The organism is Methanosarcina sp. WH1 (assembly GCF_000970005.1).
Taxonomy (GTDB): domain Archaea; phylum Halobacteriota; class Methanosarcinia; order Methanosarcinales; family Methanosarcinaceae; genus Methanosarcina.
Genome location: NZ_CP009504.1, coordinates 823,296 through 849,251, shown reverse-complemented (window position 1 = coordinate 849,251; position 25,956 = coordinate 823,296). Strand labels below are relative to the sequence as shown.

At 39.5% G+C, this 25,956-nt stretch carries 29 protein-coding genes; 19 read left to right on the top strand and 10 right to left on the bottom strand.

All coding sequences use genetic code 11. The features are described 5' to 3' along the window. Nucleotides 1-2: 2 nt before the first annotated feature. The 8 genes from MSWH1_RS03860 to MSWH1_RS03820 form a co-directional block, all read right to left on the bottom strand. Nucleotides 3-1,076, bottom strand: coding sequence for a glycosyltransferase (locus tag MSWH1_RS03860; protein WP_052722564.1), 1,074 nt, complete (start codon nucleotides 1,074-1,076; stop codon nucleotides 3-5). Then, a complete protein-coding gene (locus tag MSWH1_RS03855; protein WP_048126246.1) occupies nucleotides 1,069-2,277 on the bottom strand; it encodes a hypothetical protein in 1,209 nt (402 codons plus the stop codon). The genes MSWH1_RS03860 and MSWH1_RS03855 overlap by 8 nt, the downstream gene beginning before the upstream one ends. Beyond that, a complete protein-coding gene (wecB, locus tag MSWH1_RS03850) occupies nucleotides 2,274-3,356 on the bottom strand; it encodes a non-hydrolyzing UDP-N-acetylglucosamine 2-epimerase (protein WP_048126244.1) in 1,083 nt (360 codons plus the stop codon). Before wecB ends, MSWH1_RS03855 begins: the two co-directional genes overlap by 4 nt. A gap of 345 nt (nucleotides 3,357-3,701) precedes the next feature. Next, nucleotides 3,702-4,802, bottom strand: a complete 1,101-nt coding sequence (locus MSWH1_RS03845) for a DUF354 domain-containing protein (protein ID WP_048126242.1) — start codon at nucleotides 4,800-4,802, stop codon at nucleotides 3,702-3,704. Between the two features lie 344 nt (nucleotides 4,803-5,146). Then, nucleotides 5,147-5,371 carry a hypothetical protein gene (locus MSWH1_RS17365; RefSeq protein WP_052723124.1) on the bottom strand — a complete coding sequence of 75 codons (225 nt, stop codon included), beginning with the start codon at nucleotides 5,369-5,371 and terminating at the stop codon, nucleotides 5,147-5,149. Beyond that, nucleotides 5,368-6,144 (bottom strand): hypothetical protein, encoded by a 777-nt coding sequence (locus MSWH1_RS03835; RefSeq protein WP_048126239.1) that lies wholly within the window; start codon nucleotides 6,142-6,144, stop codon nucleotides 5,368-5,370. The genes MSWH1_RS17365 and MSWH1_RS03835 overlap by 4 nt, the downstream gene beginning before the upstream one ends. A 213-nt stretch (nucleotides 6,145-6,357) precedes the next feature. Beyond that, nucleotides 6,358-8,064, bottom strand: coding sequence for a polysaccharide deacetylase family protein (locus tag MSWH1_RS17855; protein WP_082088024.1), 1,707 nt, complete (start codon nucleotides 8,062-8,064; stop codon nucleotides 6,358-6,360). Nucleotides 8,065-8,301: 237 nt separating this feature from the next. After that, nucleotides 8,302-9,840, bottom strand: a complete 1,539-nt coding sequence (locus MSWH1_RS03820) for a glycosyltransferase (RefSeq protein WP_048126237.1) — start codon at nucleotides 9,838-9,840, stop codon at nucleotides 8,302-8,304. Nucleotides 9,841-11,092: 1,252 nt separating this feature from the next. On the opposite strand from MSWH1_RS03820, the gene MSWH1_RS03815 reads away from it, so the two are divergent. Then, the gene (locus MSWH1_RS03815) at nucleotides 11,093-11,944 is read left to right on the top strand and encodes a CPBP family intramembrane glutamic endopeptidase (protein WP_048126235.1); all 852 of its coding nucleotides are present in this window, start codon (nucleotides 11,093-11,095) and stop codon (nucleotides 11,942-11,944) included. 749 nt (nucleotides 11,945-12,693) lie between these two features. Here MSWH1_RS03815 and tnpB read toward each other — a convergent pair. Then, nucleotides 12,694-13,806, bottom strand: coding sequence for an IS200/IS605 family element RNA-guided endonuclease TnpB (gene tnpB / locus MSWH1_RS03810; RefSeq protein ID WP_048126233.1), 1,113 nt, complete (start codon nucleotides 13,804-13,806; stop codon nucleotides 12,694-12,696). 37 nt (nucleotides 13,807-13,843) lie between these two features. On the opposite strand from tnpB, the gene tnpA reads away from it, so the two are divergent. The 6 genes from tnpA to MSWH1_RS03785 all read left to right on the top strand — a co-directional run bounded on the left by tnpA (nucleotide 13,844) and on the right by MSWH1_RS03785 (nucleotide 18,731). Beyond that, nucleotides 13,844-14,248 (top strand): IS200/IS605 family transposase, encoded by a 405-nt coding sequence (gene tnpA / locus MSWH1_RS03805; protein WP_156148066.1) that lies wholly within the window; start codon nucleotides 13,844-13,846, stop codon nucleotides 14,246-14,248. Between the two features lie 875 nt (nucleotides 14,249-15,123). Then, nucleotides 15,124-15,279 (top strand): hypothetical protein, encoded by a 156-nt coding sequence (locus MSWH1_RS19565; RefSeq protein WP_197074019.1) that lies wholly within the window; start codon nucleotides 15,124-15,126, stop codon nucleotides 15,277-15,279. 453 nt (nucleotides 15,280-15,732) lie between these two features. Beyond that, complete coding sequence (locus MSWH1_RS03800) at nucleotides 15,733-16,338, top strand: hypothetical protein (RefSeq protein ID WP_231585568.1); 606 nt, start codon at nucleotides 15,733-15,735, stop codon at nucleotides 16,336-16,338. Nucleotides 16,339-16,525: 187 nt separating this feature from the next. Next, the gene (locus MSWH1_RS03795) at nucleotides 16,526-16,930 is read left to right on the top strand and encodes a hypothetical protein (RefSeq protein WP_048126229.1); all 405 of its coding nucleotides are present in this window, start codon (nucleotides 16,526-16,528) and stop codon (nucleotides 16,928-16,930) included. 37 nt (nucleotides 16,931-16,967) lie between these two features. Then, a complete protein-coding gene (locus MSWH1_RS03790) occupies nucleotides 16,968-18,452 on the top strand; it encodes a PASTA domain-containing protein (RefSeq protein WP_048126227.1) in 1,485 nt (494 codons plus the stop codon). A 15-nt stretch (nucleotides 18,453-18,467) separates the two neighbouring features. Then, nucleotides 18,468-18,731: a hypothetical protein gene (locus MSWH1_RS03785; RefSeq protein ID WP_048126225.1), complete on the top strand. Its 264-nt coding sequence runs from the start codon at nucleotides 18,468-18,470 to the stop codon at nucleotides 18,729-18,731. Nucleotides 18,732-19,520: 789 nt separating this feature from the next. On the opposite strand, the gene MSWH1_RS18790 is transcribed toward MSWH1_RS03785, so the two are convergent. Next, nucleotides 19,521-19,703 (bottom strand): hypothetical protein, encoded by a 183-nt coding sequence (locus MSWH1_RS18790; RefSeq protein ID WP_156148065.1) that lies wholly within the window; start codon nucleotides 19,701-19,703, stop codon nucleotides 19,521-19,523. A 57-nt stretch (nucleotides 19,704-19,760) separates the two neighbouring features. Between MSWH1_RS18790 and rpl3p the strand changes: the two genes are divergently transcribed. Genes rpl3p through rplX form a run of 12 tightly spaced genes read left to right on the top strand, consistent with a single transcriptional unit; the run spans nucleotide 19,761 to nucleotide 25,946 of the window. After that, a complete protein-coding gene (gene rpl3p / locus MSWH1_RS03775) occupies nucleotides 19,761-20,774 on the top strand; it encodes a 50S ribosomal protein L3 (protein WP_048126221.1) in 1,014 nt (337 codons plus the stop codon). Between the two features lie 6 nt (nucleotides 20,775-20,780). Then, nucleotides 20,781-21,542 (top strand): 50S ribosomal protein L4, encoded by a 762-nt coding sequence (rpl4p, locus tag MSWH1_RS03770; RefSeq protein ID WP_048126220.1) that lies wholly within the window; start codon nucleotides 20,781-20,783, stop codon nucleotides 21,540-21,542. After that, nucleotides 21,539-21,787: a 50S ribosomal protein L23 gene (locus MSWH1_RS03765; protein ID WP_048126218.1), complete on the top strand. Its 249-nt coding sequence runs from the start codon at nucleotides 21,539-21,541 to the stop codon at nucleotides 21,785-21,787. The genes rpl4p and MSWH1_RS03765 overlap by 4 nt, the downstream gene beginning before the upstream one ends. 10 nt (nucleotides 21,788-21,797) lie before the next feature. Then, nucleotides 21,798-22,514: a 50S ribosomal protein L2 gene (locus tag MSWH1_RS03760; RefSeq protein ID WP_048126216.1), complete on the top strand. Its 717-nt coding sequence runs from the start codon at nucleotides 21,798-21,800 to the stop codon at nucleotides 22,512-22,514. Nucleotides 22,515-22,529: 15 nt separating this feature from the next. Further along, the gene (locus MSWH1_RS03755) at nucleotides 22,530-22,940 is read left to right on the top strand and encodes a 30S ribosomal protein S19 (RefSeq protein ID WP_048126214.1); all 411 of its coding nucleotides are present in this window, start codon (nucleotides 22,530-22,532) and stop codon (nucleotides 22,938-22,940) included. 11 nt (nucleotides 22,941-22,951) lie between these two features. After that, complete coding sequence (locus tag MSWH1_RS03750) at nucleotides 22,952-23,407, top strand: 50S ribosomal protein L22 (protein WP_048126212.1); 456 nt, start codon at nucleotides 22,952-22,954, stop codon at nucleotides 23,405-23,407. After that, nucleotides 23,408-24,331, top strand: coding sequence for a 30S ribosomal protein S3 (locus MSWH1_RS03745; protein ID WP_048126207.1), 924 nt, complete (start codon nucleotides 23,408-23,410; stop codon nucleotides 24,329-24,331). It abuts the gene before it with no gap. Then, nucleotides 24,331-24,534 carry a 50S ribosomal protein L29 gene (rpmC, locus tag MSWH1_RS03740; protein ID WP_048126205.1) on the top strand — a complete coding sequence of 68 codons (204 nt, stop codon included), beginning with the start codon at nucleotides 24,331-24,333 and terminating at the stop codon, nucleotides 24,532-24,534. Before MSWH1_RS03745 ends, rpmC begins: the two co-directional genes overlap by 1 nt. Beyond that, a complete protein-coding gene (gene rnp1, locus MSWH1_RS03735) occupies nucleotides 24,524-24,856 on the top strand; it encodes a ribonuclease P protein component 1 (protein WP_048126203.1) in 333 nt (110 codons plus the stop codon). Before rpmC ends, rnp1 begins: the two co-directional genes overlap by 11 nt. Nucleotides 24,857-24,860: 4 nt before the next feature. Next, the gene (locus MSWH1_RS03730; RefSeq protein WP_048126201.1) at nucleotides 24,861-25,190 is read left to right on the top strand and encodes a 30S ribosomal protein S17; all 330 of its coding nucleotides are present in this window, start codon (nucleotides 24,861-24,863) and stop codon (nucleotides 25,188-25,190) included. Further along, complete coding sequence (gene rpl14p / locus MSWH1_RS03725) at nucleotides 25,187-25,585, top strand: 50S ribosomal protein L14 (RefSeq protein WP_048126199.1); 399 nt, start codon at nucleotides 25,187-25,189, stop codon at nucleotides 25,583-25,585. Before MSWH1_RS03730 ends, rpl14p begins: the two co-directional genes overlap by 4 nt. Nucleotides 25,586-25,595: 10 nt before the next feature. Then, a complete protein-coding gene (rplX, locus tag MSWH1_RS03720; protein ID WP_048126198.1) occupies nucleotides 25,596-25,946 on the top strand; it encodes a 50S ribosomal protein L24 in 351 nt (116 codons plus the stop codon). Nucleotides 25,947-25,956 lie beyond the last annotated feature (10 nt).

Sequence of the window (25,956 nt, the reverse complement as noted above, 5' to 3'; positions counted from 1 at the left end):
CTTTATATTTGGTTGTATATAGAAATCGTTTTCTTTGCGATATTTTCCCAGCTAAATTGCTTACTGTATCGGACTATGTCTTCTTTATTCCATGATTTATTGATGGCTTTCAAGATATTTTCTGCAAGTTTGCTGGAATTTGCTGTTTCACACAACAATCCATAATCGCTAGAGATTATAATCCCTTCACTTCCACCATTATAAGTAGCTACAATAGGCTTTCCGCAAGCCATTGCTTCTATTTGAGCCGTACCAAAACTTTCTACAAGACTAGGGAACACAAAAATATCACATGCATTCATCCAGATCGGAATTTCGCTATGTGGCTTAACTCCTACCAGCTTAAAATTTTCTTCTAATCCATCGTCTTTTATTTGTTTATCAAGTTTTTTTCTTAAATTGCCTGTGCCTATTATTATGCAAAGAATATCCTTTCGGGATTGAACAATATCTCTAGCAGCTTTTATGAAGTATTGATGACCTTTTTCATCCACCAAGTTGCCAACAGAAAGTACAATTAATTTATCAAGTGGCAATCCAAGCGTTATTCTACATGCCGTTTTATCCATCACTTTAAATTTTTTAGGGTCTATCCCATTTGGAATTAACATTACATTATTAAAAGAAGGGAGAAAACGTTTGATAATTTCTTTTTGTTCTTTTGAAACAACAAAAAATACAGAGGAAGTACTTAATACAAAAGAGAATAGAGATTTGTACTTTTTTATAAATTTAGGGGAAGCTCGGTAATGTAGTGTTACACACAGCTTTTTGCTGCAAATCTTTGATGCGAAAGATGCACTAATTGCTGATATGAAACTAAAAATACCCCCAGATGCTTGAACATGTATTATATCGTATTCACTGCGTAACTTAATCGCTTTGAAAAGTAATCCCAAAGTCCTTCGATAAACTTTAAAGAAATGATTTACAGGTGAGTATTTTAAGTTTTCACCATAAAAATTGTACATGTGTACTTTTATACCCATATCAGATAAGTGTTGAGTAACACTTTTTGTATGTACAGAGACGCCCCCGGAAACATTAAGAGGCCCACACATTAAGACTTTAATCATACCGATCACAATATAGTTTTTCTAGATAAGTAGATAGTGCTAACATCATCCAAGCCTGTCCCCATCTCATATGTGGAGTTTTATTTGAAAACAAATTATAATTATGGTAATAAAAATAACCGGAACCGTCTTGCATATTTTTGATAGTCCAATTAGCTATCTTCCCGGCAAAATCCAGGTATTCTTTGTTTAAGGAGCTAAGTTTACTAAATGTGATAATTCCTTGAGCTTGGTTATGGATGTCTATCGGGTACAAGCGTGGATATCTGAAATGACATCTTCCATCGTATAAAAACTGATTTCTTCGATAAAATTCCGCTCCTTTCTCAAGACAACTGATAACTTTACTTCTATGATTGTCATTGTTTGCAAATGGAAGATACTCATTTAATGAATCCAGGATAAAGCCTTGATGAAAGTCAAGTTGTTGACGTGTTTTCCCATTAAATTTACTGTATATCCATGACCCATCATCTTCTTGATTTTTTATTAAAAACTGTGATATATCGTATGCAATCTGCTCCATCTTATTATCTTTAAATAAATACATAAGTTTACAAATAGAACTTAAACCCTCTGCAGAAGCATTAATTACGATTCGACTTTCATAAGATGGTTCATAACTGAAGTAATAATCACCTTCTTTTTCGGTTTTTCTTAATAAACAGTTTACTAAAAAGTTATAGGCACTTCGCCCCATGTCACAAAAACTTTCTTCTTTAAATATTCTATAATTATCGACAGTTGCTTTGATGACATTGGATGTGGTAATTATATCTGCAAGATTAGATGACAGTTTCTCATTACCCGCACCAGTGTATTTGTAGTAATGTCCTGCCCAACAATCATAACCGTATATATTCTTGAGTGATCTGTCTTTTAAAAATAAAATAGCATCTACTGCATCTTTTTTGTACTTTTCGTCATTTGTTATTCTGTATAACTTAGGAAAAGCTTGAGCAAAAAGCGACATGCCTTTTACATCAATACCTTTTTTTACATTAAAAAAAGGCCTTAGGTTTACTACTGAATATTTATTGGACTGAATAGCAAGTATTTCCAGTAAACGCGACCCCATACAGACTTTCTCAATTAGTCTGCTATTTAACGCGTCATAGGGATCCCAGCCATAAAAGTTTTCATTTTTCACCCAATTGTATAGAGATTCAATAGAGTTCCAAGTTAGTTCACTAGAGCTCATTGTTTTTCCCCATTATGAGACATTCCAATAATTGAAGAGATCTTCTTAGACGCATCTCCATTACCAAATCTATTTTTATGAGACTTTACTGAAGGATTGAACTCATTAACGCATTGAGTAATTTTTTCTTTGCTGGATCCTACAAGAATATTCCAACCATCTTCAACAGTTTCACCCCATTCTGTATTTTCCCTTAATGTAATACAAGGAACTTTTAAAATATACGCTTCTTTTTGAATCCCACCTGAATCTGTAAGTATGATTTTTGCATGATTTAATAGCTTTATGAAATTAAAAAAACCCAATGGTTTTGTTAGCTTAACAAAAGAATCTAATCTATCAAATAGTCCGTATTCTCTCAAATATTTTTCAGTTCTTGGGTGAACTGGAAATACAATTGTGTCATCTATCTCTGAAAATGCCTCAACAATACTTTTGAGCTTTTCTTCATGATCTGTATTACCAGGTCTATGAATCGTAGTTAATAAATAGTTCTTGTCTTCCAAACCAAGCTCGTTTAAGATATTTGATTTATTTTCTGCTATCTCTCTATAATATAATACAGAATCAGCCATTACATCCCCTGTAAGATACACATTATCTGTTATTCCTTCCCTTTTTAAATTAATAACAGCTTTTTCCGTTGGACAAAACAGTATATCTGAACAATGATCTGTTAGAACTCTGTTGATCTCTTCAGGCATCATCTTATCATAACTTCTCAACCCAGATTCTACATGGGAAGATTTGATATGCAATTTTGAAGCAGCAAGAGCTCCAGCAATTGTAGAATTTGTATCGCCGTAAGTTAATACAAGATCCGGCTTTTCTTCAATTAGTACACCTTCTATTTTCTTCAGCATCTCTCCTGTTTGAAAACCATGTGAACCTGAACCAACATCCAAATAATAATCCGGTTCTGGAATATTTAATTCTTCGAAAAAAATCTTGTTCATTTCATAATCGTAATGTTGACCTGTATGAATTATAATTTCTTCATACTTTTTCCTTAACTCTTTTGAAACAACTGATGCTTTTATAAACTGAGGCCTAGCACCAATGATACTAATAATTTTCATTCTACCTACCCCTTAGTACCCGCAACGAAATAAACTGTATAAATTATCTTATTTGTAACTGTGATTGATGACCGTGATTGAAAAAAATTGAGATATTCATTTAATCGAGATATTCATTTGGAAAATTCAAATATTGTTTTGTGGCGACTCCTTAAAACTATGAATTTCTTCTTACTATTCATTTGGAAAATTCAAATATTGTTTTGTGACGACTCCTTAAAACTATGAATTTCTTCTTACAATTCATTTGGAAAATTCAAATATTGTTTTGTGGCGACTCCTTAAAACTATGAATTTCTTCTTACAAATTTATTCTACATCAACAGTATAAGATAATGCCGAGAATTAATAACTCGCATTAGGAAATATAAACCGGTATTGAGTTTTCGGGTTTTCTTTCATTATTTTAAAGCTATCGGGATAATTTTCAATAAGCCATGTCATGAATGCGGCAACATCTATTTTTTCTCTCAACAAATACTCTCTTTTTTCATTCCATTTATCTTTCTGTTTTGGTTCATTTATTATTTCAACTGCTTTTTTTAAAGCTTCTTTCGAGTCTCTATAATTGAAAATAAGATTATATTTTTGCTCAAGTTCTATGAAATTTGACATGTCATTGTTTCCCACAAATGAGTTACAACGTATTGCAGGCACTCCTAACATAGCAGCTTCAGTTGTCATTGTCTGACTGTCCCCTAAAAGTATTTTGGCAAAAAATAATAAATCGTGTAGTTTATCAGGGGAAATCTTTATTTTGTACTTTTCCAAGTCCGGATCCAGTTCACATTCGGAAGTAATTAACACATGCCCGTGTTTTTCAAGTTCTTTTACAAGTTCAACTTTATTTTTTACACCGTAGTGGCCGATATCATGGTCTGCATTCCAAGAAACAAACCTTAAAATAATGAGAGTAGCTTCTTTGTCTAGGCCAAGTTCATCAAGTACTGTCTGTTTTGGACAAAAGTTATTGGGGTGAAGATATGCTAATTCTTTGTAGCCATCGAATAAAATTTGTTTTTTCCCGAGTTTTTTTTTGAATGAGGCGGGAGTGCAAATAACGGTAGCAAAAGGGTTTGTCACAAAATGTTCAATTTTTCCCCTTTCCGAATCTTCTATAATAACAGAGGGTTTTCCAATCATTTTTCCAATATGTGCACAGTAGGCATTTCCAGAACCTCCTACCAAAATGTCTGGCTTAAATAATTTTGAGACATTATATATATTTGAATCTATTCTTATAAGTTCTAGTGCCTTAGAAAGTAATCCCGATTCAGCAGTCCCAACAATTTTGTATTCGAAACCATAAGCATCCAGTAAATTCAAAGAAACGTCTTTCTCAACTACTGTTATCTTGCACTTATGCCCTTTTTTTTCTAGATTCCAAATTACATTTTTAAATAAATGAACTTGAGCAGGATGACATATATTGAAAAGTATTCTCATTTCCTCACCATTATCAAAATTATTTTTCCCTGAATTGGAATATATTGAAGAATATTCTCATTTTCTAACCGTTATAAAAATTATTTTTCCCTGAATTAAATAAATGATCCTGTGGTTTGACCATGTCTTTTTACAGTAAAGACTAAATAACAGGGTAATTTTGTTATTTTCAATATTAAAATACACAGTTTTGTCGAAAAGCTGTTAAAAACAAACGAACGTAACATTTTTATAATAATAGATCTGATATAAATAGATATATTTTCAATATTGCATCCTAAACTTTCAAAAGACGATATTAACTTTTCTATTTTACGATTTCTACAATTATTTCCTCTTACGATTCATGTTAAATCAAAATTGTGAACTGAAACTAGTTTCCCTCCCTCTTCGAGTAATGATTGGTATTTTTCCATTATTTCTCTATTTAGATTGATAGCAAATACCAAGAAACCAGCCACGAAAATAATATCAAGTTTTCCCGAAAAATATCTCTCTGGAAACCTGTCATCCGCAGTCAAAAATTTTACATTTGAATTCAGTTTTTTCATTTCGTCAATGAATTTCACGATCTCACAGCCATCAAAACTTTTTTCCCTGAATTCAATACGAAATCTTCTATCCAGAATAAACTCCAATTTAGAATATTTGACTTCCATCGATCAGGATGCAGTGAGATATAGAAATTGCTGATTTCACAGCTCTCAATCAACTTAATTAGATCATCAGTTGTTTCAGCAGAGAACTGTTCAGTTTTACCGGGGATAAAATCTCTCAGGTTGTTTTTTGAGTTCCAACCCCTTCCTGTATCAGTGAAATAATTGAGACTTTCTCCTGCAGATAAATAAGCCTCTCCAAGAATTCCGAAATCGTTTAAACTATATGATTTCCAGAGGTCTCGGTTGTCATATTTTGACAACACGGCTCCATGCATACAGACAGTTTTGAGGTTGCAGATGCTTCTGAATTTTTGCACATCACGCTCGAATAATTTGATAGCTTTTTCATAATTTCCCTTTGCAGTGCTCAAAACTTCATAGTGATATCCTACCTCATGTCCCATTTTCTCAATATCTTGTATGATATCAGGAACAAAAGCTTTCTTATTGTTTCTAAAGTAGTAGGTTGCCTTTATTCCAAATTTTTCTTCTATACTTGCGGTTTTTAGTGCATTTTTAGCCCATTTATCTACATCATGACGCATTAATACAAAACGCTCTGGAAGCTTATCGCCTGCAGTCACATATTCACTCATGGTAATAAATGTGTACTTATCTGCTACTGCAGAACAAAGCTGGCTAAATTTCTCAAGACTGAAGTCGCGATTTGTAGAACCTATCATGCAATTATTCGCCCCTCAATTTAATGGATTTGTACCTGAGTGAGATATTTTTGCGCCCTTTCAAATACGCCAGATAAATAACTTTTTGTGTGCAATTTTGTTCATCGTTGTGGTTTGAAAATATTTTGTAGAAAAATCTAGACTGAATATTTTATAATAGAGGTATTTTTACTCACGTTTTTTATTTTTTAGTAATTAGATTTATTTTATCGTTTAATAGTCAACATTATAATAATTATTTACCTGATTTTTTAAAGGTACTTTCTTAACGTTTTTGAGTCCATTAAACACACACCGAAGCTTTTTTTCAACCATTTTTCCTTTTACACACCAATATAAAGGTCTCCGATTCCCAACAGATGGAAATTTCTCATGAGAAATATCAATCGGATGAAAATAAAAAACCGTATGGCCTCTATTTAAACTCTGCTTCAGCCCTTTGGATATCAAATGAGAACCCAAAAATCTTAGTGTTGGTCCGCCATAAGCAGGGATCTTAATTCCCATATCATAATAAGCCCATGGAAACTCAACAAAATCCCTGTATTCGGTGGGTTCCAGGCTACCTGGAGCTGGATGATAAGGTGAAGAAGAAACATCCTTCAGAAGTGAATCAGACTTGTTATATAGCGAATTTACAGATACTGAAGAATCGTACATAAATCCAATTTTTTCAAGTGAGTCAAGCATCCATCCAGTAACTGCTGCATTTGGTGCCCTGTATCCAACTACTTCTTGCCCGGATATTTTTTCAAGCAGTTTCTTTGCCTTTCTAGTTGTTGCCTCAAATTCTTCAACGGTCGTAAGAGGTTCCTTCGTTTTTGGATCGAGTACGCATGTATGATCTGCTCCATGACATGCAATTTCATGCCCTCTCTCAGCGATGGATTCGATCAGGCCTGGGTAATGCTCTGCAACGTCTGCAACAACAAAGAAAGTTGCAGTTATATTAAATTCATCCAGAAGATCCAATGTTCTTTTTGTCGGTTCACTCAAGTAATCATATCTTTCATTCCATTTTTTAAAAAATTCGCTTACATTTTTGTAAGTTGAGAAACTCGACCCACAAACAGATGGGATATGATACCAGTCTTCGATGTCAACTGTAACTGATAATGTGTTGTTACTCCTGATATGAATCTTCGGATTCTTTCCACGGCTTTTCATTAGAATTTTCTTTCCAAAGTTGACCGAAAGATCTGTAGAATAATATATACCCCATCCAAGAGCGCTTGTAGGCCATCTTTCTGGATGTGTTAGAATATATAAATTATTTAATTCCTTTCTTTCTATCAATTCGATAAGCTCATCAGTCGTTTCAGCAAAAACTTGCTCAGTTTTACCGGGAATACAATCTCTTAAACTATTTTTACAACCCCATGTTCTTCCAGTATCAGAGAAGTAGTTGAGATCATCTCCTACAGAGAGGTAGGCCTCACCAATTATTCCGAAATCCTTAAAATCATGATTCTTCCAGAGTTCGCGGTTATCATATTTTGAGAGGGGCCTTCCATGCATACAGACTGTTTTTACCTCACAGACCTCCCTTATTTTTTCCAGATTTGATCGAAACAAATCCAGTGCCTTTTCGTAATCTCCGTTTGCATCACTCAAGGTCTCGTAGTGATAGCCAATCTCATGACCCATATCCTTTATCTGACGTATGATCTCAGATTTGAATACGCTTTTTATCATCCTGAAATAATATGTTGATCTTATGCCAAGTTCTTGTTCTATCCTGGCAATACCCAGGGCACGTTCCGGTATCCTGTCAACATCATGGCGCATCAATATAAAACGGGTAGGATGCTGTTTCTCCATATACTCGGCCATTGTTACCGTTGGGTAGGTGCCGGATATTGCTTCACAGAGCTGAAGGAACTTATAACTCGTAAAATCGCGATTTTTAAAGTCTAGCATCAGAGATCACCATGAAAGTTTGAGCAGATATGCAGGATATTAAGCCTCCCTCTATGAAATTAGCATTTTTATCCTCGATCATCTGGCATCACACCCTCCATCCATTTTTTTCGCAGACTTTCCAGTTCTTTCAAGAAGATTCCGTCTTTATTATCTACTTCACTCAGATAGCTCCTTGACAAAAATTTCTAACCACTTATTATTGAATAGCTCTCAAGCATTCCACAAACTCAACAATTAGTTTAAGCCCGGATAATTCCAATTTGTTGCCTTATTCACCTGCATATCAAAGAACATCGCAAAGAGAAGTAATTGCATACCCATGAGTGAAATAAACACATCCAGAAGTGGGTAATTTGCCGAAACGGGCCCGTGGAAGACTAACTTTTGCAGAACGATCCATACTCCAAATAAAAACCCAATAGGCACCAGTAACATACTTGCAATATAAAACAGAACCAGAGGGTGGAAGTCAAGAATTATGTATTTCATCTTCAGCCTCCATAAAAAGCCTTTGAAAATCATGGGGGCAACTTTTCTGATGTAGACACCGTACTTGATAGTAGATGTTTCTCTGCCATAACGTGCGGGCATTGATACGTCCATTGTTTGCAGGCCAAAAGCGTTGAGTTTTATCAGGAGATCGTTGCAGTAACCATAATAAGTATATACTGAATCCAGATCAAGCACTTCAAGTGCTTCTCGAGAAATTACAGTGTAACCGTTTTGAGGGTCTGTAATATTCCAGTACCCACTTCCTATTTTTGTTATCAAGGTAAGGAGTCCATTGCCAAAGGCTCTCCAGGCGCTCATTCCTTTCCTCATGTCCTTTGAGAGAAGACGGTTTCCCTTGGTGTAGTCGGCTTTCCCTTCAATAATAGGAAAGAGGAGGCGGGGAAGATGAGCGGGATCCATCTGGTTATCTCCAGCCATAACCGCAACCAGATCCATTTCATCTGAAAGGGCTCTTTTGTAGCCGTTTATGATTGCTGCACCCACACCTTTATTAACTTTATGATGTATTGGTACTATTCTGGGGTCGATCATCTGGTCGATGATCTCTCCTGTACGATCGGTACTGCAGTCATTTATTATATAGATCTTATCCACGTAATCAGGGATCCCGTCAATTGTTTCCTGGATTAAAAGTGCTTCGTTGTAGGCGGGAACCACGACTCCGATCTTGTAGGCTTTAAAGAGGGTCTTTTCGTGTTCTTCCTGCAGGTCAATGTGATGGGCCTTGATTTTATTTCTCTCACAGGTAGTCATAATAGAACGAATGGAATTAAGATAGACATCGGAAAGTTCAAGTTCCTCAAGACAGGCTTTTGAGAAGGCCAGAAAACCCACTGGTTCACCTTCTGTCTTTTTATTTTTAATCAAAAGGACATTTTCGGAATTTCTCTGACGCTTGTGTAAGCAGGTTCCTACTGTCAAGTCGAAATTTCCTTCTGTAATGGGCGCGATCATCTTTGGGATTAATTTTGGATCTCTGCAAATATCCATGTCCATCGTGACAATGATATCGGCACCTTTTGCAGCCTCTATGCCTTTTTTAAGAGAATAATTTTTACTTGTGTTTAAAAAATCCTGAATTACTTCGGCTCCTGCAAGTTCGGCCACTTCTGCACACTGATCTGAACTACCATTATTTACAACGATGACCCGGTTTGCATAGCGCTTGGCGATCAGCACAACTGTTCCAATCTCAACTTCTCGATTAAACGCCGGAAGAATAACTGCAACCTCCGGTAAAGCCTCCTCATACATGTCCATTCACCCACAACTGAAATATGATGCTTTACTTGAGATGTGCCTGAAATCGAATAAATTTAACTCAAGCAAATAAATTCGGAATAACTGTCTATAATTTAGAGTAAAACCAATTCCAACCACTGAATTATAATACACTTGCTAAAAAATAGCAAGACCTTCTAAGTTCTTCTAAACATTTTCTTATTTATAAAATCGATTTGTGGATAGAACCTATAAATATAAGTAACTTTGGATATTACTTTATTTCAGAAAGAATAAATATCAATTCATTTGAAATGTATTTTAACTGAGGCATCATATTTTACTATTTATTAAAGATAAATGTTAAAATATGATATTCCATACTAAATATATTAGTAATCTTAATATGATACTTTATATATTATGCTCATATTTTCTTCGATTTATTCTAAAATTCGAGTCTTAAGATAAGAATTTAGAAAAATTTAGTTCACTAAGAAATAAATGAAAGTCAATATTATATTCAGAAAATAAATATATTAAAAGGAATATTAGTGCTTTATTAATCAAAGTAGGTTATTTTCTCAATTTATATAGATTATAAAAAGGTTGGAATAAAAGTTTGTAAGTAACTATACAAAAATTGGACTAGAATTGAATGCCATAAACTATTATATTTATAAGGTATGCTCAGGAATGTCTCTTAGTAAGATTTCCAGAACATAATAATATTTTAGAAGGATTTATGTTTGGACATCGAAAAATTTTCTTTAGATCTGTTGCTCATAATAATCTTTATAATACTAGCCAATAGTAGGAGTCCTTTATAATACTAGGCCAATAGTAGAAATCCTTTATAATACTAGGCCAATAGTAGAAATCCTTTATAATACTAGGCCAATAGTAGAAATCCTTTATAATACTAGCCAATAGTAGAAATCCTTTATAATACTAGCCAATAGTAGAAATCCTTTATAATACTAGCCAATAGTAGGAGTCCTTTATAATACTAGCCAATAGTAGGAGTCGTAAATCATGAGTACAGGCCTATAAACTACACAATGGAAGTAAGGTTTCAAAACAGGCCCCTTACTCTTCCGGAAAAACAGGTACCAGTAAGCTTTGTTCGTAATGAGGCGTGGGAAGAGCTAGTTATTGTTACCCCTTCTGAGGGAAAAATATGAAACTTGAGTTCCTGCTTTACAATGAAAGCAAGACGAATATCCCTTATCGAGATCTTTATCTCTGCGATTGATATATCGAAGGCGTAGTGAATATGGAGTAATTAAGTATGAAAAACTGCAGCAAAGAAACCACAATTTTCGGGAAATCTGCCGAAAATCCAGAAGTACAACTGAAAAATTCAAAATATCAGAGTAAAGAAGCCCTTGCAGGTGTTCTTCTTCTTCTAATTGTTCTTCCCGAATCGTTGATTTATTCTGGAGAAATTAAAATTGCTCTCTTGTTGTATACAGGTATACTGGTAGCTTTATCTCTTATCTCAATATTCATAAAAGAGCAGGAAATCCGAAACATCTGCCAGGTTTTCCTGTTACTTCCGATCTTCCGCCTTATTAATTTTTCAGTGCCTATGTTCCCTGAATCTTCTCTTCTATCCTTCGAGTACATTTACGCACCAATGATCATTCCTTTGGCCATCGTTACAATTCGTCAACAGTTTACATATGAACAGTTAGGGCTGAGTTTCAAAAAAATATGGTATTATCTTCCTGTATCAATTATTATTGGCCTCTTATTGGGGCAGGGTGAATCATTTATCACGCAAACAGTCTCACTTATTCCTGATCTTTCTTTCATAAATATCTTAAAGCTTACAGTTGTAATGGTCTTTTTTGTAGGGATTACTGAAGAACTATTATTCAGGTCAATCCTCCAGACAAGACTTGAGGGAATATTTGGGTCACGGGGTGGTCTGGTTCTTTCAAGCCTGGTTTTCGGGCTCATGAACTCCGGTTTGGGGTCTCCATATGAAATATTATATGCATCCTTTACAGGATTTTTAATTGGATATTTGTTCTATAGAACAAGAAGCCTTCCTTTCATTGCATTGATACATGGTTTTATAAATGTATTTTCTTTCGGAGTTATCCCTCTTATGGGACACGGACTCGGAATACTCTAACTATCCCCTGTGTTTCAAAAAATAGTCAATGTTCTTTTAAATTGATCACTAATTATAAAAAATAAAAAGCAGACTTAAATAACAAATAAACAACTTTCAGTTTGTTTTCGGAATCTTCTTAAAGAATGTCTTATTTATTGTACGTACTACAAATTGTGATTAATATTTAACCATAAAAGAGCTGATATATTATGTTTACAAGCATAATCACTACTACATCATCAAGTACAATTTTTATGAATATTGTATTTGGTCTCCCAGATTACAATAATATGGTATTAGTCGGGTTGGGTTTACTTCTTGGCATTAAATATATACTTTCGGGTTCAAAGCGTGGGGAGGAGTTTCTAGAAAGTTCTTTAAATATGGGAATTTTTCCATTGTTGTTATCATTTAGTTGGATAGTTATTTACCATGTTATACGTATTTTGTAATTCATTGAAAATCTTCTGATAGGTACATGTTTACACAAGTAGAGATGAAATCTATGAACTGTTGACTTCGAGCCATATCTACGAAGCATCTTTCACGTACAATCTGTTGTAACGGCAACTAAATCCATTTTTTTAACTTCCAGAAGTCTGGCAAGAGACCTTCTAATATGAGTTTCTGTGAAGGAAGATAGGGTTCTATGGATTCTCATAGAATATAGTGAACTACCACTCAGCTAAAGACTGAGTGGCTTCTTGGTTCATTCCTCCCTCTATTGAGGGCAAGTCCCCAAGCTCATCCCCGTAGTCCCTATGGTGTCATAATCCAATTAGATTCTGATCTATGAGAGCGAATTTTTTGATATTGATAGCGGCATTAATGTCTCTATCGTGTTTGGTTTTACAGTCTGGACAAATCCATTCTCTGTCTTTTAGCTGAAGCTCTTTATTGTGGTATCCACACACACTACATAGCTTATAAGAGGGTTCAAATTGTCCTATTCTCAGGACGGTTTTTCCAAACCATTGAGCCTTATATTCCAACTTTATTACAAAACTACTCCACGCAGAATCACTTATAGCCTGTGCTAAGTGATGATTCTTAACCATGCCTTTAACATTTAGAGTTTCCAGAGCTACAGCTTGGTTTTCGCTAACAAGTCTAAAAGAGAGTTTGTTCTGGAAGTCATTTCTCTGATTTGTTATTTTGTCATGGAGTACAGCAAGTCTTCGTTTAGCTTTTGCCCTGTTCTTAGAGCCTTTCTGTTTCCTTGAGACTCTTTTCTGTAATACTTTGAGCCTTTTAAGAGAGTTTTTCAAGTACTTTGGATTCTCAACCTTTTCTCCTGTTGAAAGGACAGCAAAGTCTTTGATACCTACATCAATTCCTACTGTTGTTGATTCTGTGAAAGCTTCCTTTACTGGAAGTTCTTTTCCATCTTCAACAAGGATACTGATATAGTAATGTCCTTTACATGTCCTTGATACCGTAGCCGTTTTAGGCTCTCCTTCAAACTTCCTGTGAAGAACTGCTTTAATTGGTTCTATTTTAGGAAGCTTGATAGTATTATTTTCAAAGTTTACAGTGTAGTGTTGAGGTACAGGGAAAGACTGTATCGGATTCTTTTTTGATTTGAACTTTGGAAACCCTGTTTTCTCTCTAAAGAATCTAGTGAAAGCGGATTCAACCTGCTTAGTCATCCCCTGTAATGATTGAGAGTTAACTTCCCCTAACCACTCATTAGAAGCCTTTAGAGTAGGAATTAATTTGTTTAAGTCAAATCTGGAAATTGATTCCCCTGTCTGCTCATAAGTTTTAATTTTCTGGTCAAGTGCCCAATTATAGACAAATCTACAGCTACCTATATGCTGATTCAATTGAATAGCTTGTGTAGTTGTAGGATAGAGTCTAAATTTGAACGCTTGCATCATACAAAGGCATTATATGTTTTAACAACACACGTACTTTTTGGTAAATACGAAGTATGAAACACGGAATCATAGCAAATTTTTGTTAATGTATCATGTTATTTTTGTTTGCAAATACCGAAAAGTCATACTTGAACCAATTAGCGAAGAACTCAAACAGATTATGATTGACATTTCAAAAGAGTCTAACTTTGAAATCCTTGAAATGGAAACTGACAAAGACCATATTCATTTCTTGATTAAGAGTGAGCCGAAAGTTAGCGTTTTGTCAATTGTCAGAAAATTGAAACAAGAATATACTAACAGGTTATGGAAAACTCAAAAAGAATATATGAAAAAGTATTATTGGGGTGAGAATACGTTATGGAGTGATGGTTATTTTGCGTCTACTATCGGAAATGTTAGTAAAGAGGCGGCAGAATATTACATACGGAATCAGGGTTGAAGTTGACGCTTATATCCCCTGAGCTAAAGACTCAGGGGTTTTACGCTTCTTCATATAAATTATACAAAAATATATGTTATTAAATGTATAATTTATATATAATGTTAGTTTCGGGATAGGCTCATTTATCAAATGAATTTTTAATTTTGTCTTTTTTGAAACCCCTACAAGTTCTCCCCAAACATCCACTTATTAAGTGCCTATCTTCAGAAACTATGTTTCCTAACCTTGGTTCCGTATTTTTAAGCGCATAAATGTCGCCTGATACCAACTCATGCGCTTAAACTTAAGCGCATCAGATGCAACCTACATTCCGCAGTATTTTTTTGAAAATCAATATTTTTTCCGATAGCGTTTTTCAAAAATTCTCAATTAATATACCCAAACTGAAATTTGAATAAAAATTGAATACTAAGTTTTTTGGTCTCTGAACATACCGTATAGCCATTTTTAACTCCTGCATAGAAATCCGAGAAATTCACGTTAGGACAAAAATCGATAGCAAGAAAAATAATGAATATACGAAAAATACTGCGGAAAGTGGGATGCAAGGTAGAATCTCTAAATCGTAATCATCTGACCTTATATACTTACGGAAAAGTATATATGCACCTAAAAAGGCGGAAGTCAGGTTCCTAAAGTTATTTACTCGTCTAATGTTTAGCTATGTACAATCATATTTACGATTAAATAGTTATTATAGCGCAAAATTTTGGAAAATACACATATAATGTGGCATTATCTTATACAGAAAAAACAGTATTAACTACTAATAAATCCCTATGCTTTTAATTCCTGATTCTGGAATAAAATAAGTAGCTGTTGCCTGTGAATAACCATCATCGAGACTGGAACTTAAAAAAGTGGGTGATATTATGGAGTATGTAAGAAAAACATGTCCGATTTGTGGGAATGAGTTTGTAGTCCTGAAAAAGGTGGAGGAAAAGGCAATCTACTGTACGCTTGAGTGCCTTTCAGCATCTCAGGGGAAGATGAAAAGAGAGAAAATTTCCTCTTTCGTGTCTGTATAACTTCATTCTATTTCATCGTAATCTGTATTATTTATTATATTTGTTATATTTATTACTATTTTTATATTTATTACTATTTTTATATTTATTAATTTTTGATACTTATTGCATTTGTTATATTTAGTACTATTTATATATTTATTAATTTTTATACTTATTGCATTTGTTATATTTATTACTATTTATATAGTTATTACTTTTTATAGATTGTACAGATATTACATTTTTTGTATTTTTTATTACTCTTTTTATATTTATATTTTTTATAGTTATATATCTCGTCTCTTCTCTACTCTGTTGCTACTGTTTCTGAGCAAATTTACGTGAATGTTAAAGTCAATGGTTTATAACAATATTTGAAAACAATAGATATTTTATTACAAAGTGTTTTATACTATTAAAGTCTTTAGTTTTATACTCAGTTTTTATTTATTTAAAAGGGGATAAATAACTATGGTAAGTGTCGGTCAGGAACTATTGAATGTTCCTTTTGGGGACATGATTCAAGAAATGGCCCTTGCGATTGCAGAGGGGCAGATGGCTCTGGACATGAATTCGGTGCAGGTTGCACAGACTCTCGCGTCAACCCAGCTTGATGCGGGAAGCGTAGTAATGTATATTGAAGAGACCGTGGATGCTGACGGGAATGTTACTGCAAGCAGTGTGGTTACCAATGACCAGCCAATGTCTCTTCTGACTTACGGGCTTGAGCCTCGTTTCTACGAATTTACGGAATCGATTATCGAGGTTAAGATGACAATAACCATGATGAGAGAGTCTTCGACAGATCTCACTTATGGCAGGGAGTTCAAGTTTAACAACCAGTCAAAGGTCACGGGCAGCATGGAATCCGGGGGGCTTGCAAAAGTCCTCTTCGGAAAGAGCAAGGGGAGCTTTGAAAATACGACTTCTGTTGCTTACACTTCCACATTTAATGCAAAATACAGTTCTAAATATTCCTTTAAGGAAGAAGGCACAAGTCTGCTGAGGACAACCCTCAAACCAGTCCCTGCTCCTGAAAAAACGATCCCCAAGGTGAAAGTCAAGGCTGCTGAATAAGCCCGCCCTGACCAAATATTTAACAAAAGATCTCTTGCTGCAGGAAGGTTCTCTGGAAATCTGTGAGAACCTGCCTGTAGCCACGGGAAATAAGGCTCTAAATACCCTTTTTGAAGGTTAAATATCTGCCGTATTTTTCTATCTTACCGGAACTAATTTCCGGGACTTATTTCAAGGAGTTATAATCGTGGTTAATTACGGGGAAGAAATCGGAGAAGTGCTTATCACCCCCCTTTCCAAGCTTCTGGGGGAAGTCGGGCGTTCGGTTGCCGAGACCCAGCGGGCTCTTGACAGGAACTCCATAAAGACCCAGATTGAGATTGATGAAGAAAAAACCCTCAGCGAGTATGATATTCAGGCTGTCTGGTATCACATCCCTGAGGTGGACCTTGAGCTTAAGATGTCGCTTACTGTGAAACTTGAAGAGGAAAGGGACTCCAAAAAACGGGTCAGGGGCTACAGGCCTGTCCTCAACGCCTCTCCCCTCAATGCCTCTTACAACTCGCTTTACAGTTACGATGTGCAAGGCTCAAGCTGCATCAAAGCAAAGGTCGTTTCCGTCCCTGCGTCTTCAAAGGTAAGGGAAGAATAAGGTTCTTTTCAGGAAATGCTCTTTCAGGAGGAACGGCATGAAAAATCTAAGTGATATCAGGAGCAGCCTGGAAGCATTCAGGAAAGCCGGAACAATAGATTCCGCTAGTTATGCAAACATTGTAGATAAATTGAATAATACGGAAATCAAATTCCAATCCATTCAAAAAGAAGCCCTTGTCTATAAAGAAAATTTTGACAAACTGCTCGCGGAAAAACTCGTCCTTGAACGGGAGAAAAACAGTCTTGCAACCCAGGTGACGACACTCTCAAGTGAGAAAGCAGAACTTGAGTCCCGGATTTCCATTTTGCTGAAAAACAGACCTGTCCTTTCGTCTTCAAACCTTGTCAGCTCTTTTGCGTCCTCGTTTGTGGAAATGGACAAGGGACTTAAGAAAGTGCAGTCCGGCTCAAAGTACCTTGTCAGCAATATGAATGTGACCTTAAAAACCAACATTGCTCTCGAAGGGGGGGAGTTAAGGTTCCAGCTGCCAAAAGCCGATGACATCATCAGCCCCGAAAACCTCAGCACAATAGAATTTTCCCTGAAAGCTTCTCCTGAAAAACCGGGTATTGACTCTTATGTGGAAGTTCCATACCTTGTGGGGCTCTCAAATGAAGAAGCCGAAAGCAAACTGCTTGAATCAGGCTTTAAGATAGGAGATGTCATTGAAATAGAAAGCAGTAAACCTCAAGGTATGGTCCTTGCCCAGCTCCCATCTGAAGGTTCCCTTGCAGAACCGGGAGCAGACGTGGACCTTACAGTTTCCAGGTTTCTTTCCGTAAGGGTCCCGAACCTCGTAGGACTCGGACTTGAAGCCGCAAAAGTCCTTCTTGAAAAATCGCGGCTCCAGCTTGAAGGAGTCAAAGAACAGCCTTCGGACAAAGACCCGGGCATAGTCCTCACCCAGAGTCTCAGTTCGGGTTCGGAAGTCGAAGTTGACTCTGAGATTGTCCTGACGGTTTCTGCAAAGGTCTACGAAGTCCCTAACCTGCTCGGGCTTGAGCTTGAAAGTGCAAAAAAAGTCATAGAAAAGTCCGGGCTCCAGACGGGAAGGTTAAAGAAACAGCTCTCGAGCGGAAAATCCGGAGTCGTACTTACCCAGAGCCTCAAACCCGGGCTTGAAGTTGAAGCAAACGCAAAGGTTGACCTTATCGTTTCAACTGGAGAAAAGAACGTGGTGCTTGAAAAACCCCTGCGGACAATTCCCGAAACCGAAACTAAGGTATCCCGTGAAACTTCTGCCAGCACATCTGCCGAAACTTCCGGGCAGGACTATAAATCAGTTCCAGGCGTTATCGGGATGCCCCTTGAAAAAGCGTATTCTTTGCTCGGGGCTCAGGGGATTAAAGTCGGGACGATTTCCGAAGTCGCTTCAACGGCTACCGCCGGAACAGTTACAGGTCAGAGTCCGGAAGCAGGTTCTACGGTCAACCTATCGGTCCCGGTGAATCTTGTAGTCTCAAAACAGGCACCTGAAGCCCAACTGCGTAGCAACACTCTCTCAAGAATCAAACTTTAATCTGCAGGTTTTCCGATGCCGTTTGAAACATATCTTATAAAGGTTGAAGAAAATGCTACCGCCCTTCAGATACAGGGAATCCTTAGAGTGGTTCTGGGTGCCGGTGGAAGGATTGAAATGGTAGCAGGAAGAACGATTATCGCCAGTCTTGACAGCAACGATGTCGAATTAGTTAAGAAATCTCCGGGTGTGGCACTTGCTGGCGGAATAAACTTCAGGGGTAGAAAGGTCCCTAAAATCGTAAAACAGGTTTCTGCCGAAAAACAGACAGAATCCTGAACTTTTTTCGGTTCGATCTCCATCCGAAAACTTTTTTGCTTCCTTTTTTCAGGGTTTATGCTTCATGAATGCCATCCTTGGCGCTGGTAAATAAGTCAGGTTTGTTGCTCTGAATGTATTATATAGTATACTTCGATATAGTATACTTCGCAATGGTGTATTAATAAGGGCAATTCGGAATGGGATGTTTTCCGAGTTTTTGCCGGCGAATACCTGAGTATTTTTGTCGTATCGGCTTAATCCTTGCACCTTTGACTTTAAAATTTATAATCTTTTTTTCTCCCCTGCCATTGATTCTTCTTTTTTATTTTTCCTCTATCTCTGCAAAGGCTTTATATATTAGATGTGCTATTTAAAGGCAAAGTACATCAGAGATGTGAGGTTTCAGGCATTATAGTGCTTGGAACTACTTATCAGATCAATGTGATGCTTAATGCTAAACTCCCGGATATCTCCGGAAGTAAGGGCTTTCTACCGTTTTTACGGTCGAATTCCCTGCATTGAATATAAGCCAGTGAGAAAAGTCGGATCAACATGAGTGTCAAAGGGCCAATGCTTTGAAACGCCCGCTTTTGACGCCGCGCAGGCGTCTAAAATCGCACGAAACTGTTTCAGTTTTTCGATGAGTTGCGGTTGCAGTTGCTGAATACTGAAGTTTCAAATAAGGTTAACTGATTTATAGATCAGGTTGCTGAATACTGAAGTTTCAAAATCAGATTGCTATATGTTTCAAATCAGGGCCGAGTGCCTGGATTTGGGTCTGCCAGGATCGTAAGGTCGGTCCTTTTATCAGATGTTCCTGCTGAGGCAGGAGCAAAAGGGAACCGAATATCTGCAGATGCCTGAAGGAATGTAGGGTACCGGGAGCATAGGGCTCCGGTCTGCTTGAGGCTTTCCGCCGGCAGGTCTGAAACGACATCCCTCCCCCACCTGGTAGCGTTCGGGGAATCCAGAACACTTCTCTTTTGTCACTTGTGTTACTCCGACCGGAGGGGCTGGCATTTCAATTGAAGTTTACGGAGTAGAAATATGGCAAGCATACACCGACCAAAACGAGGTTCCCTCGCATTCAGTCCGCGCAAGAGGGCCAAGAGCCACATTCCAAGGTTCAGGGCCTGGCCGGAAGCTACAGGCGAGCCAAAGCTACAGAGTTTTGCAGGTTATAAGGTGGGTATGACCCACGTGATTATGGTTGATGATATAAAGAACAGCCTTACCCAGGGTATGGAAATCTCCGTGCCTGTGACTATAATCGAAACTCCTGCGATAAGGGTTGCAGCTATCCGGGCTTACACAGAAGACAGCATCGGGGAAAAAGCAATTGCGGAGGTATGGGCAGCAGACCTTGATCCTGAACTCAAACGCAGGATTCCAATTCCAGCAGTAGAGAATCAGGCTGAAGCCCTTGAAGCTATCGGAAAACTGATCGAAGAAGGCAGAGTAAGCGATGTTAAGGCAGTTGTCTACACCCTTCCAAAGAGCCTTACCGGTGTCCCTAAAAAGGTGCCGGATATCATGGAATCCGGAATCAGTGCAAGAGACCTCAGCACCAAATTCGAATACGCAAAATCAATCTTCGGAACACTTGTAAGCTTTACCGATGTTTTCAAGAATGGAACACTTGTTGACACCGCCGCAATTACCATAGGTAAAGGTACTCAGGGCCCTGTAAAACGCTGGGGTATTCAAATGCAGAAAGGCAAGCACTCCCGGCAGGGAAGCCTCAGGCAGGTCGGTACCCTCGGTCCCTTCCATCCGGCTCACGTTTCCTGGAGAGTTCCCCAGATGGGTCAGACGGGATACCACCAGAGGACTGAGTTTAACAAGCGTATCCTCAAGATCGGAGCCGATGGAACAGAAGTCACTCCGGAAGGTGGGTTCATTAACTATGGCCTTATCCGCGGAGACTATGTGCTGATAAAAGGCAGTGTCCCGGGGCCTTCCAAAAGACTTATAAGGTTCAGAGATCCGATCAGGGCAAAAAAAGCCGACCTTGGCGAACCCAACATCCTGTACATAAGCAGGGAATCCAAGCAGGGGTGATCTAAGATGGCTACAGCAAAAACCATAGACCTTACAGGAAAGGTAATCGGGGAAATCGAACTTCCACCAGTGTTTGACGTAGACTACCGCCCTGACCTTATTAAAAAGGCAGTACTTGCGGCACAGGCAAACAGGCTTCAGCCCTATGGTCCCCGTCTCTACGCAGGCATGGAAACTTCTGCAAGAGGCTGGGGCTCCGGAAGGGGTGTATCCCAGGTCCCCAGACTCGTAAACAGCAGCAGGGCTGCAAGAATCCCGCACGCAAAGGGCGGAAGGAGAGCTCACCCACCAAAACCGGAAGCTGACAGAAGCGAGAAGGTTAACACAAAAGAGCGCCGCTATGCAATCCGCTCTGCAATCGCAGCAACCATTGACCCTACCCTTGTAAGCCTGAGGGGTCACATATTTGAAGCTGAACTTCCGATTGTTGCGGAAAATGCTCTTGAAAACCTCGAAAGGACAAAGCAGGTAATAGAATTCCTTGAAGCTGCTGGTCTGTATGAGGATGTCCTCAGGGCAAAGTACGGAAGGCATATCAGAGCCGGCCGTGGAAAAATCAGAGGCAGGAAATACAAACATAAAAAGAGCGTCCTGATAGTTGCAGGAGAAAAATCTCCTATCATGAAGGCTGCAAGAAACCTTTCCGGAGTAGATGTCGTAACAGTGGACTCACTGAACGCCGAACTGCTCGCACCAGGTACGCATGCAGGTCGCCTTACTGTCTGGACAGAGTCTGCAATTGGAAAACTGGAGGGCGCATTCCAATGAGTTCTATCAATTATCCATTTGTTACTGAAAAAGCGATGATGCTGCTTGATGAAAACAAGCTTCAGTTTATCGTTGATACCAGGTCAAACAAAAAGCAGATCGTAGAAGATGTTGAGAAAATGTACGGATTCAAAGTAAGATCCGTGCGGACAATGACCACAATGAAGGGTATGAAGAAAGCAGTCCTTGCCTTTGAAGAACCTGAAGCGGCACATGAGATTGCAACCCGAATAGGACTTATGTGAGGTGTGATCCATGGGTAAAAGAATCATATCACAGAACAGGGGTAGAGGTACTCCAACCTACAGAGCTCCTTCTCACAAGTATAAGGCAGACCTGAGGCACCCCCGTGTGGATGAAAATACCTCCCTTCAGGGAGAAGTCATAAAAATCGAGCACGACCCTGCTCGCTCAGCCCCTATCGCAAAAGTTGCCTTTGAAAACGGAGAGGAACTTTTCCTTCTTGCTTCCGAAGGCATTTCAGTAGGGAACATCATTGAGTGTGGAGACGATGCCGTGGTCAAGCCCGGGAACATTGTACCTATCGGAAATGTTCCTGAAGGTTTCTTCATCTGCAACATCGAATCAAAGCCAAACGACGGCGGCAAATTTGTCCGATCCTCCGGAGTATATGCAACCGTTGTGACTCACGAACCGACAAGGACTGCAGTGGCTATGCCTTCCGGTAACATAAAGTGGCTTAACCCCAAGTGCAGAGCAGTTGTCGGGATTGTTGCTGGCGGTGGCAGAGTGGACAGACCCTGGCTCAAAGCCGGTAAAAAGTACCACAAAATGAAAACAAGGGCTGCAAAGTATCCAAGGGTTTCAGGTGTTGCCATGAATCCGATTGACCACCCGTTCGGTGGAGGTGCCTGGAAGCACCCGGGAAAGCCCACAACTGTTAGTAGAAACGCCCCGCCCGGAAGAAAAGTCGGGCTGATTGCAGCAAGAAGGACCGGAATGAAGCGCTGATGAGGGGAATTCGTTATGGTAAAAAAATCATCATCAAGGTTACCGAAGAGAAAAGGTGAGTTCACCTACCGCGGGAAAACCGTCTCAGAACTTCAGGAACTGAGTCTTGAAGAGTTTGCAGAACTTCTGCCTTCCAGAGAGCGCAGGAGCATCAAACGCGGGTTCACAGACGGGCAGAAGAAAGTCCTGCACGAGTTCAAGGAAGGAAAGAATATAAGGACCCATCACAGGGACCTGATCATTCTTCCAGAAATGATCGGAACAGTTATCGAAATCCACAACGGGAAAAGTTTTATAAGTGTGGAACTTCAGCCTGAAATGATCGGGCACCGCTTTGGAGAATTTGCACCCACAAGACCAAAAGTTAACCACGGCAGTGCCGGTGTGGGAGCAACCCGTTCAAGCAAGTTCGTACCGTTGAAATGAGGTGAAAGGGAATGGCAAGAATAAACTATTCAATTAATGGAGATCCTGAAATTACCTCTAAAGCAATGGGTTCCGAACTTCACATTTCCCCGAAGAAGTCCCGTGAGGTTTGTTGCAAGATTAAAGGCATGAAAGCCTCTGAAGCAAGGAAATTCCTTGAGGACGTAATTGCCCTGAAGCAGGCAGTGCCCTTCAAGAGACACTCCGAAGGGACCGGTCACAGGAAAGGTCCTATGGCTGGAGGAAGATACCCTGTCAGTGCTTCAAAAGAGATCTTAAAGGTTCTCAAAAATGCAGAGAGCAACGCCGAGTACAAGGGTCTTGAACCTGCAAACATGTACATCACCCATGCTGTCATTCAGCGTGGAAGGGTGATTCATGGGTTCATGCCGAGGGCAAGAGGAAGGGCAACACCCAAAGACACGGAAACTGTAAACATCGAGATGATCCTCTCCGAGGTGCGCTAAATGGCAATAGAGAGAAAGTTCGTTAATGACGGGTATGTTAAAGCCTCCATGGACGAGTATTTTGCAGAACAGCTGAACAGGGCTGGATACGGCGGCATGGAGCTGAACAGGACCCCTATGGGCACCCAGATTATTATTTACTCCGAAAAGCCGGGGATGGTAATCGGGAAAGCCGGGAAGGTCATCAGAAAACTTACCCGTGACGTTGCAACCAAATACAACCTCGAAAACCCGCAGATTGACGCTCAGGAAGTCAAGAGGCCTGAACTTAATGCCCAGATGATGGCATCCAGGCTTGCATCTTCCATTGAGAGGGGCTGGTACTTCAGAAAAGCCGGACACAACACCCTCAGAGCAGTCATGAACGCAGGCGCACTTGGCTGTGAAGTCGTAATCTCCGGAAAGCTTACCGGAGCAAGGTCAAGAGTTGAAAAATTCGTTAACGGGCACGTAAAACACTCCGGACACCCTGTACAAGAGGTAGTAGACGAAGGGTTTGCAGTAGCAGTTAAAAAGCTCGGAACCCTTGGCTGCAAAGTCAGGATCATTCAACCTGACGTTGTCCTACCTGATTCATTCAGGATTAAGGAATCAAGCGAGATTATCGTTGAGCCCGCTGAAAAGCCTGCCGAAAAACCAGCTGAGAAACCCGCTGAAGCCCCTAAAAAGGAAGGTGCGGCAAAACCCAAAGCTCCTGCGGCAGTACCCGAGAAAGAAGTAGAGGTAGCCGAAGTCGCAGAACCCGAAGAAGCTGAGGAAGAATCCCCGGTGGAGGCATCTGAAGACGTCGAAGAAGCCGAACTTATCTATGTTGAGGGCTCAGAAGAAGTCCGAAGACAGGTCAATGGTGTCTGGCAGCACAAGCATGAGAGCTATGATTACTGGCATCCCATGGCAAGGGTCCACAAGGAGGCTAAGGAATAATGGCAATTCTCAGGACCAACGAAATCCGGACCATGACAATCGAAGAACGGGCTGACGAACTCGAAAACCTTAATAATGAACTGGTTAGAGAACGTGCCCTTACCTCTGCAGGCGGGGCTCCAGACAATCCGGGACGAATCGGAGAGATCAGGAGAACTATTGCCCGGATAAAGACAATTCAGCACGAGCTAAATGAGATCTAAAGTGGAAATTCTGCCTTCGACTCTTATCTTTCATGAACTGATAGGGCTCGATATTAAGGTGATTTACTCCACTAATCCATCATTAACAGGAATCCGGGGCAGAGTAGTTAACGAGACGAAAAATATGTTTGTGGTTGAAAACTCTCAGTCCCGGGAACTGCAGATTCCCAAGGCGGATTCGGAATTTATCTTCCGGGTCCCTGCCGAGCTCTCAGAAAAAGGCCGCAGATCCGATACATTCGTTAAAATTCAGGGAAACCTGCTGCTCTCACAACCCGAAAATCGGATCAAGAACATTAAAAAGCTACGTAAATGGGGCTAAATTCATGGCAAGAGATATTGGATTAAATATACCGGCGCCATCAGAGGAATGTGATGATGCATACTGTCCCTTTCACGGAACACTTCCGGTGAGAGGTCAGATCCTTGTGGGTACCGTGGTCAGCAGCAAAATGGACAATACGGTAGTCATTGAAAGGCAATACATGAAAATGGTGCCGAAATACCAGAGATACGAGAAGAGACGCTCGAAGGTTCACGCACACAACCCGCCTTGCATTTCTGCAAAAGTTGGTGACATTGTCACCATCGCAGAATGCAGGCGTATAAGCAAAACCAAGTCTTTTGTGGTGGTCAAAGCGGAGGTGCCTAAATGAAAGGCATACGCTCAAACATCCCAAGGGCTCTTAACGCAGGCGCCAAGATTCCGTGTGTGGACAACACCGGAGCCAAGGTCGTTGAGATAATCTCTGTCAAGAAGTACAGAGGAGTCAAAAACAGAATGCCCTGCGCAGGAATTGGTGACATGTGCGTCGTTTCCGTAAAGAAAGGCACACCAGAAATGAGGAAACAGATTCTCCTCGCAGTGGTGGTTCGCCAGAGGCAGGAGTTCCGCCGTCCGGACGGGTTACACGTGTCCTTTGAGGACAATGCAATGGTAATCACGGACGAAGACGGAATTCCCAAAGGCACGGACATAAAAGGTCCGATAGCAAGGGAAGTAGCTGAGAGGTTCCCCAAAATAGGAACTACAGCATCCATAATTGTCTGAGGTGATTGCAATGGTATCCAAACAGCCCAGAAAGCAGAGAAAGGCAAGATACACCGCACCTCTCCATATCAGGCAGAAATTCATGGGTGCAAGACTCAGTGAGGGACTTACCAAACAGTACGGCACAAGAAGTGCTGCAGTCATCACTGGTGACACAGTAAAGGTCATGCGCGGAGACTTCAAAGGCACTGAAGGAAAAGTCCAGTCCGTATCTCTTATGGACGGCACAATCTCAGTGGACGGAGTTACTTCCACAAAAGTGGACGGCACTGAAGTCCCAAGGCCCATAAATCCCTCAAACGTCATGATCACAAAACTAGAAATGAAAGACGGGCGCAGAGCGTCAAGCATTAAAAAGTGAGGCAGGTGAT

Coding starts and splice junctions, on each gene's coding strand:
- MSWH1_RS03785 (WP_048126225.1), top strand. CDS start 18,468: ATGCCGTTTGAAACATATCTTATAAAGGTTGAAGAAAATGCTACCGCC.
- MSWH1_RS03750 (WP_048126212.1), top strand. CDS start 22,952: ATGGCAAGAATAAACTATTCAATTAATGGAGATCCTGAAATTACCTCT.
- MSWH1_RS03800 (WP_231585568.1), top strand. CDS start 15,733: ATGGTAAGTGTCGGTCAGGAACTATTGAATGTTCCTTTTGGGGACATG.
- MSWH1_RS03845 (WP_048126242.1), bottom strand. CDS start 4,802: ATGAGAATACTTTTCAATATATGTCATCCTGCTCAAGTTCATTTATTT.
- MSWH1_RS03765 (WP_048126218.1), top strand. CDS start 21,539: ATGAGTTCTATCAATTATCCATTTGTTACTGAAAAAGCGATGATGCTG.
- MSWH1_RS03760 (WP_048126216.1), top strand. CDS start 21,798: ATGGGTAAAAGAATCATATCACAGAACAGGGGTAGAGGTACTCCAACC.
- MSWH1_RS03815 (WP_048126235.1), top strand. CDS start 11,093: ATGAAAAACTGCAGCAAAGAAACCACAATTTTCGGGAAATCTGCCGAA.
- rnp1 (WP_048126203.1), top strand. CDS start 24,524: ATGAGATCTAAAGTGGAAATTCTGCCTTCGACTCTTATCTTTCATGAA.
- rpl14p (WP_048126199.1), top strand. CDS start 25,187: ATGAAAGGCATACGCTCAAACATCCCAAGGGCTCTTAACGCAGGCGCC.
- rpl3p (WP_048126221.1), top strand. CDS start 19,761: ATGGCAAGCATACACCGACCAAAACGAGGTTCCCTCGCATTCAGTCCG.
- rpmC (WP_048126205.1), top strand. CDS start 24,331: ATGGCAATTCTCAGGACCAACGAAATCCGGACCATGACAATCGAAGAA.
- MSWH1_RS03755 (WP_048126214.1), top strand. CDS start 22,530: ATGGTAAAAAAATCATCATCAAGGTTACCGAAGAGAAAAGGTGAGTTC.
- MSWH1_RS03730 (WP_048126201.1), top strand. CDS start 24,861: ATGGCAAGAGATATTGGATTAAATATACCGGCGCCATCAGAGGAATGT.
- rplX (WP_048126198.1), top strand. CDS start 25,596: ATGGTATCCAAACAGCCCAGAAAGCAGAGAAAGGCAAGATACACCGCA.
- MSWH1_RS03835 (WP_048126239.1), bottom strand. CDS start 6,144: ATGATAGGTTCTACAAATCGCGACTTCAGTCTTGAGAAATTTAGCCAG.
- tnpB (WP_048126233.1), bottom strand. CDS start 13,806: ATGATGCAAGCGTTCAAATTTAGACTCTATCCTACAACTACACAAGCT.
- MSWH1_RS17855 (WP_082088024.1), bottom strand. CDS start 8,064: ATGCTAGACTTTAAAAATCGCGATTTTACGAGTTATAAGTTCCTTCAG.
- MSWH1_RS03745 (WP_048126207.1), top strand. CDS start 23,408: ATGGCAATAGAGAGAAAGTTCGTTAATGACGGGTATGTTAAAGCCTCC.
- wecB (WP_048126244.1), bottom strand. CDS start 3,356: ATGAAAATTATTAGTATCATTGGTGCTAGGCCTCAGTTTATAAAAGCA.
- rpl4p (WP_048126220.1), top strand. CDS start 20,781: ATGGCTACAGCAAAAACCATAGACCTTACAGGAAAGGTAATCGGGGAA.
- MSWH1_RS03855 (WP_048126246.1), bottom strand. CDS start 2,277: ATGAGCTCTAGTGAACTAACTTGGAACTCTATTGAATCTCTATACAAT.
- MSWH1_RS03860 (WP_052722564.1), bottom strand. CDS start 1,076: ATGATTAAAGTCTTAATGTGTGGGCCTCTTAATGTTTCCGGGGGCGTC.
- MSWH1_RS03790 (WP_048126227.1), top strand. CDS start 16,968: ATGAAAAATCTAAGTGATATCAGGAGCAGCCTGGAAGCATTCAGGAAA.
- MSWH1_RS03820 (WP_048126237.1), bottom strand. CDS start 9,840: ATGGACATGTATGAGGAGGCTTTACCGGAGGTTGCAGTTATTCTTCCG.
- MSWH1_RS19565 (WP_197074019.1), top strand. CDS start 15,124: ATGGAGTATGTAAGAAAAACATGTCCGATTTGTGGGAATGAGTTTGTA.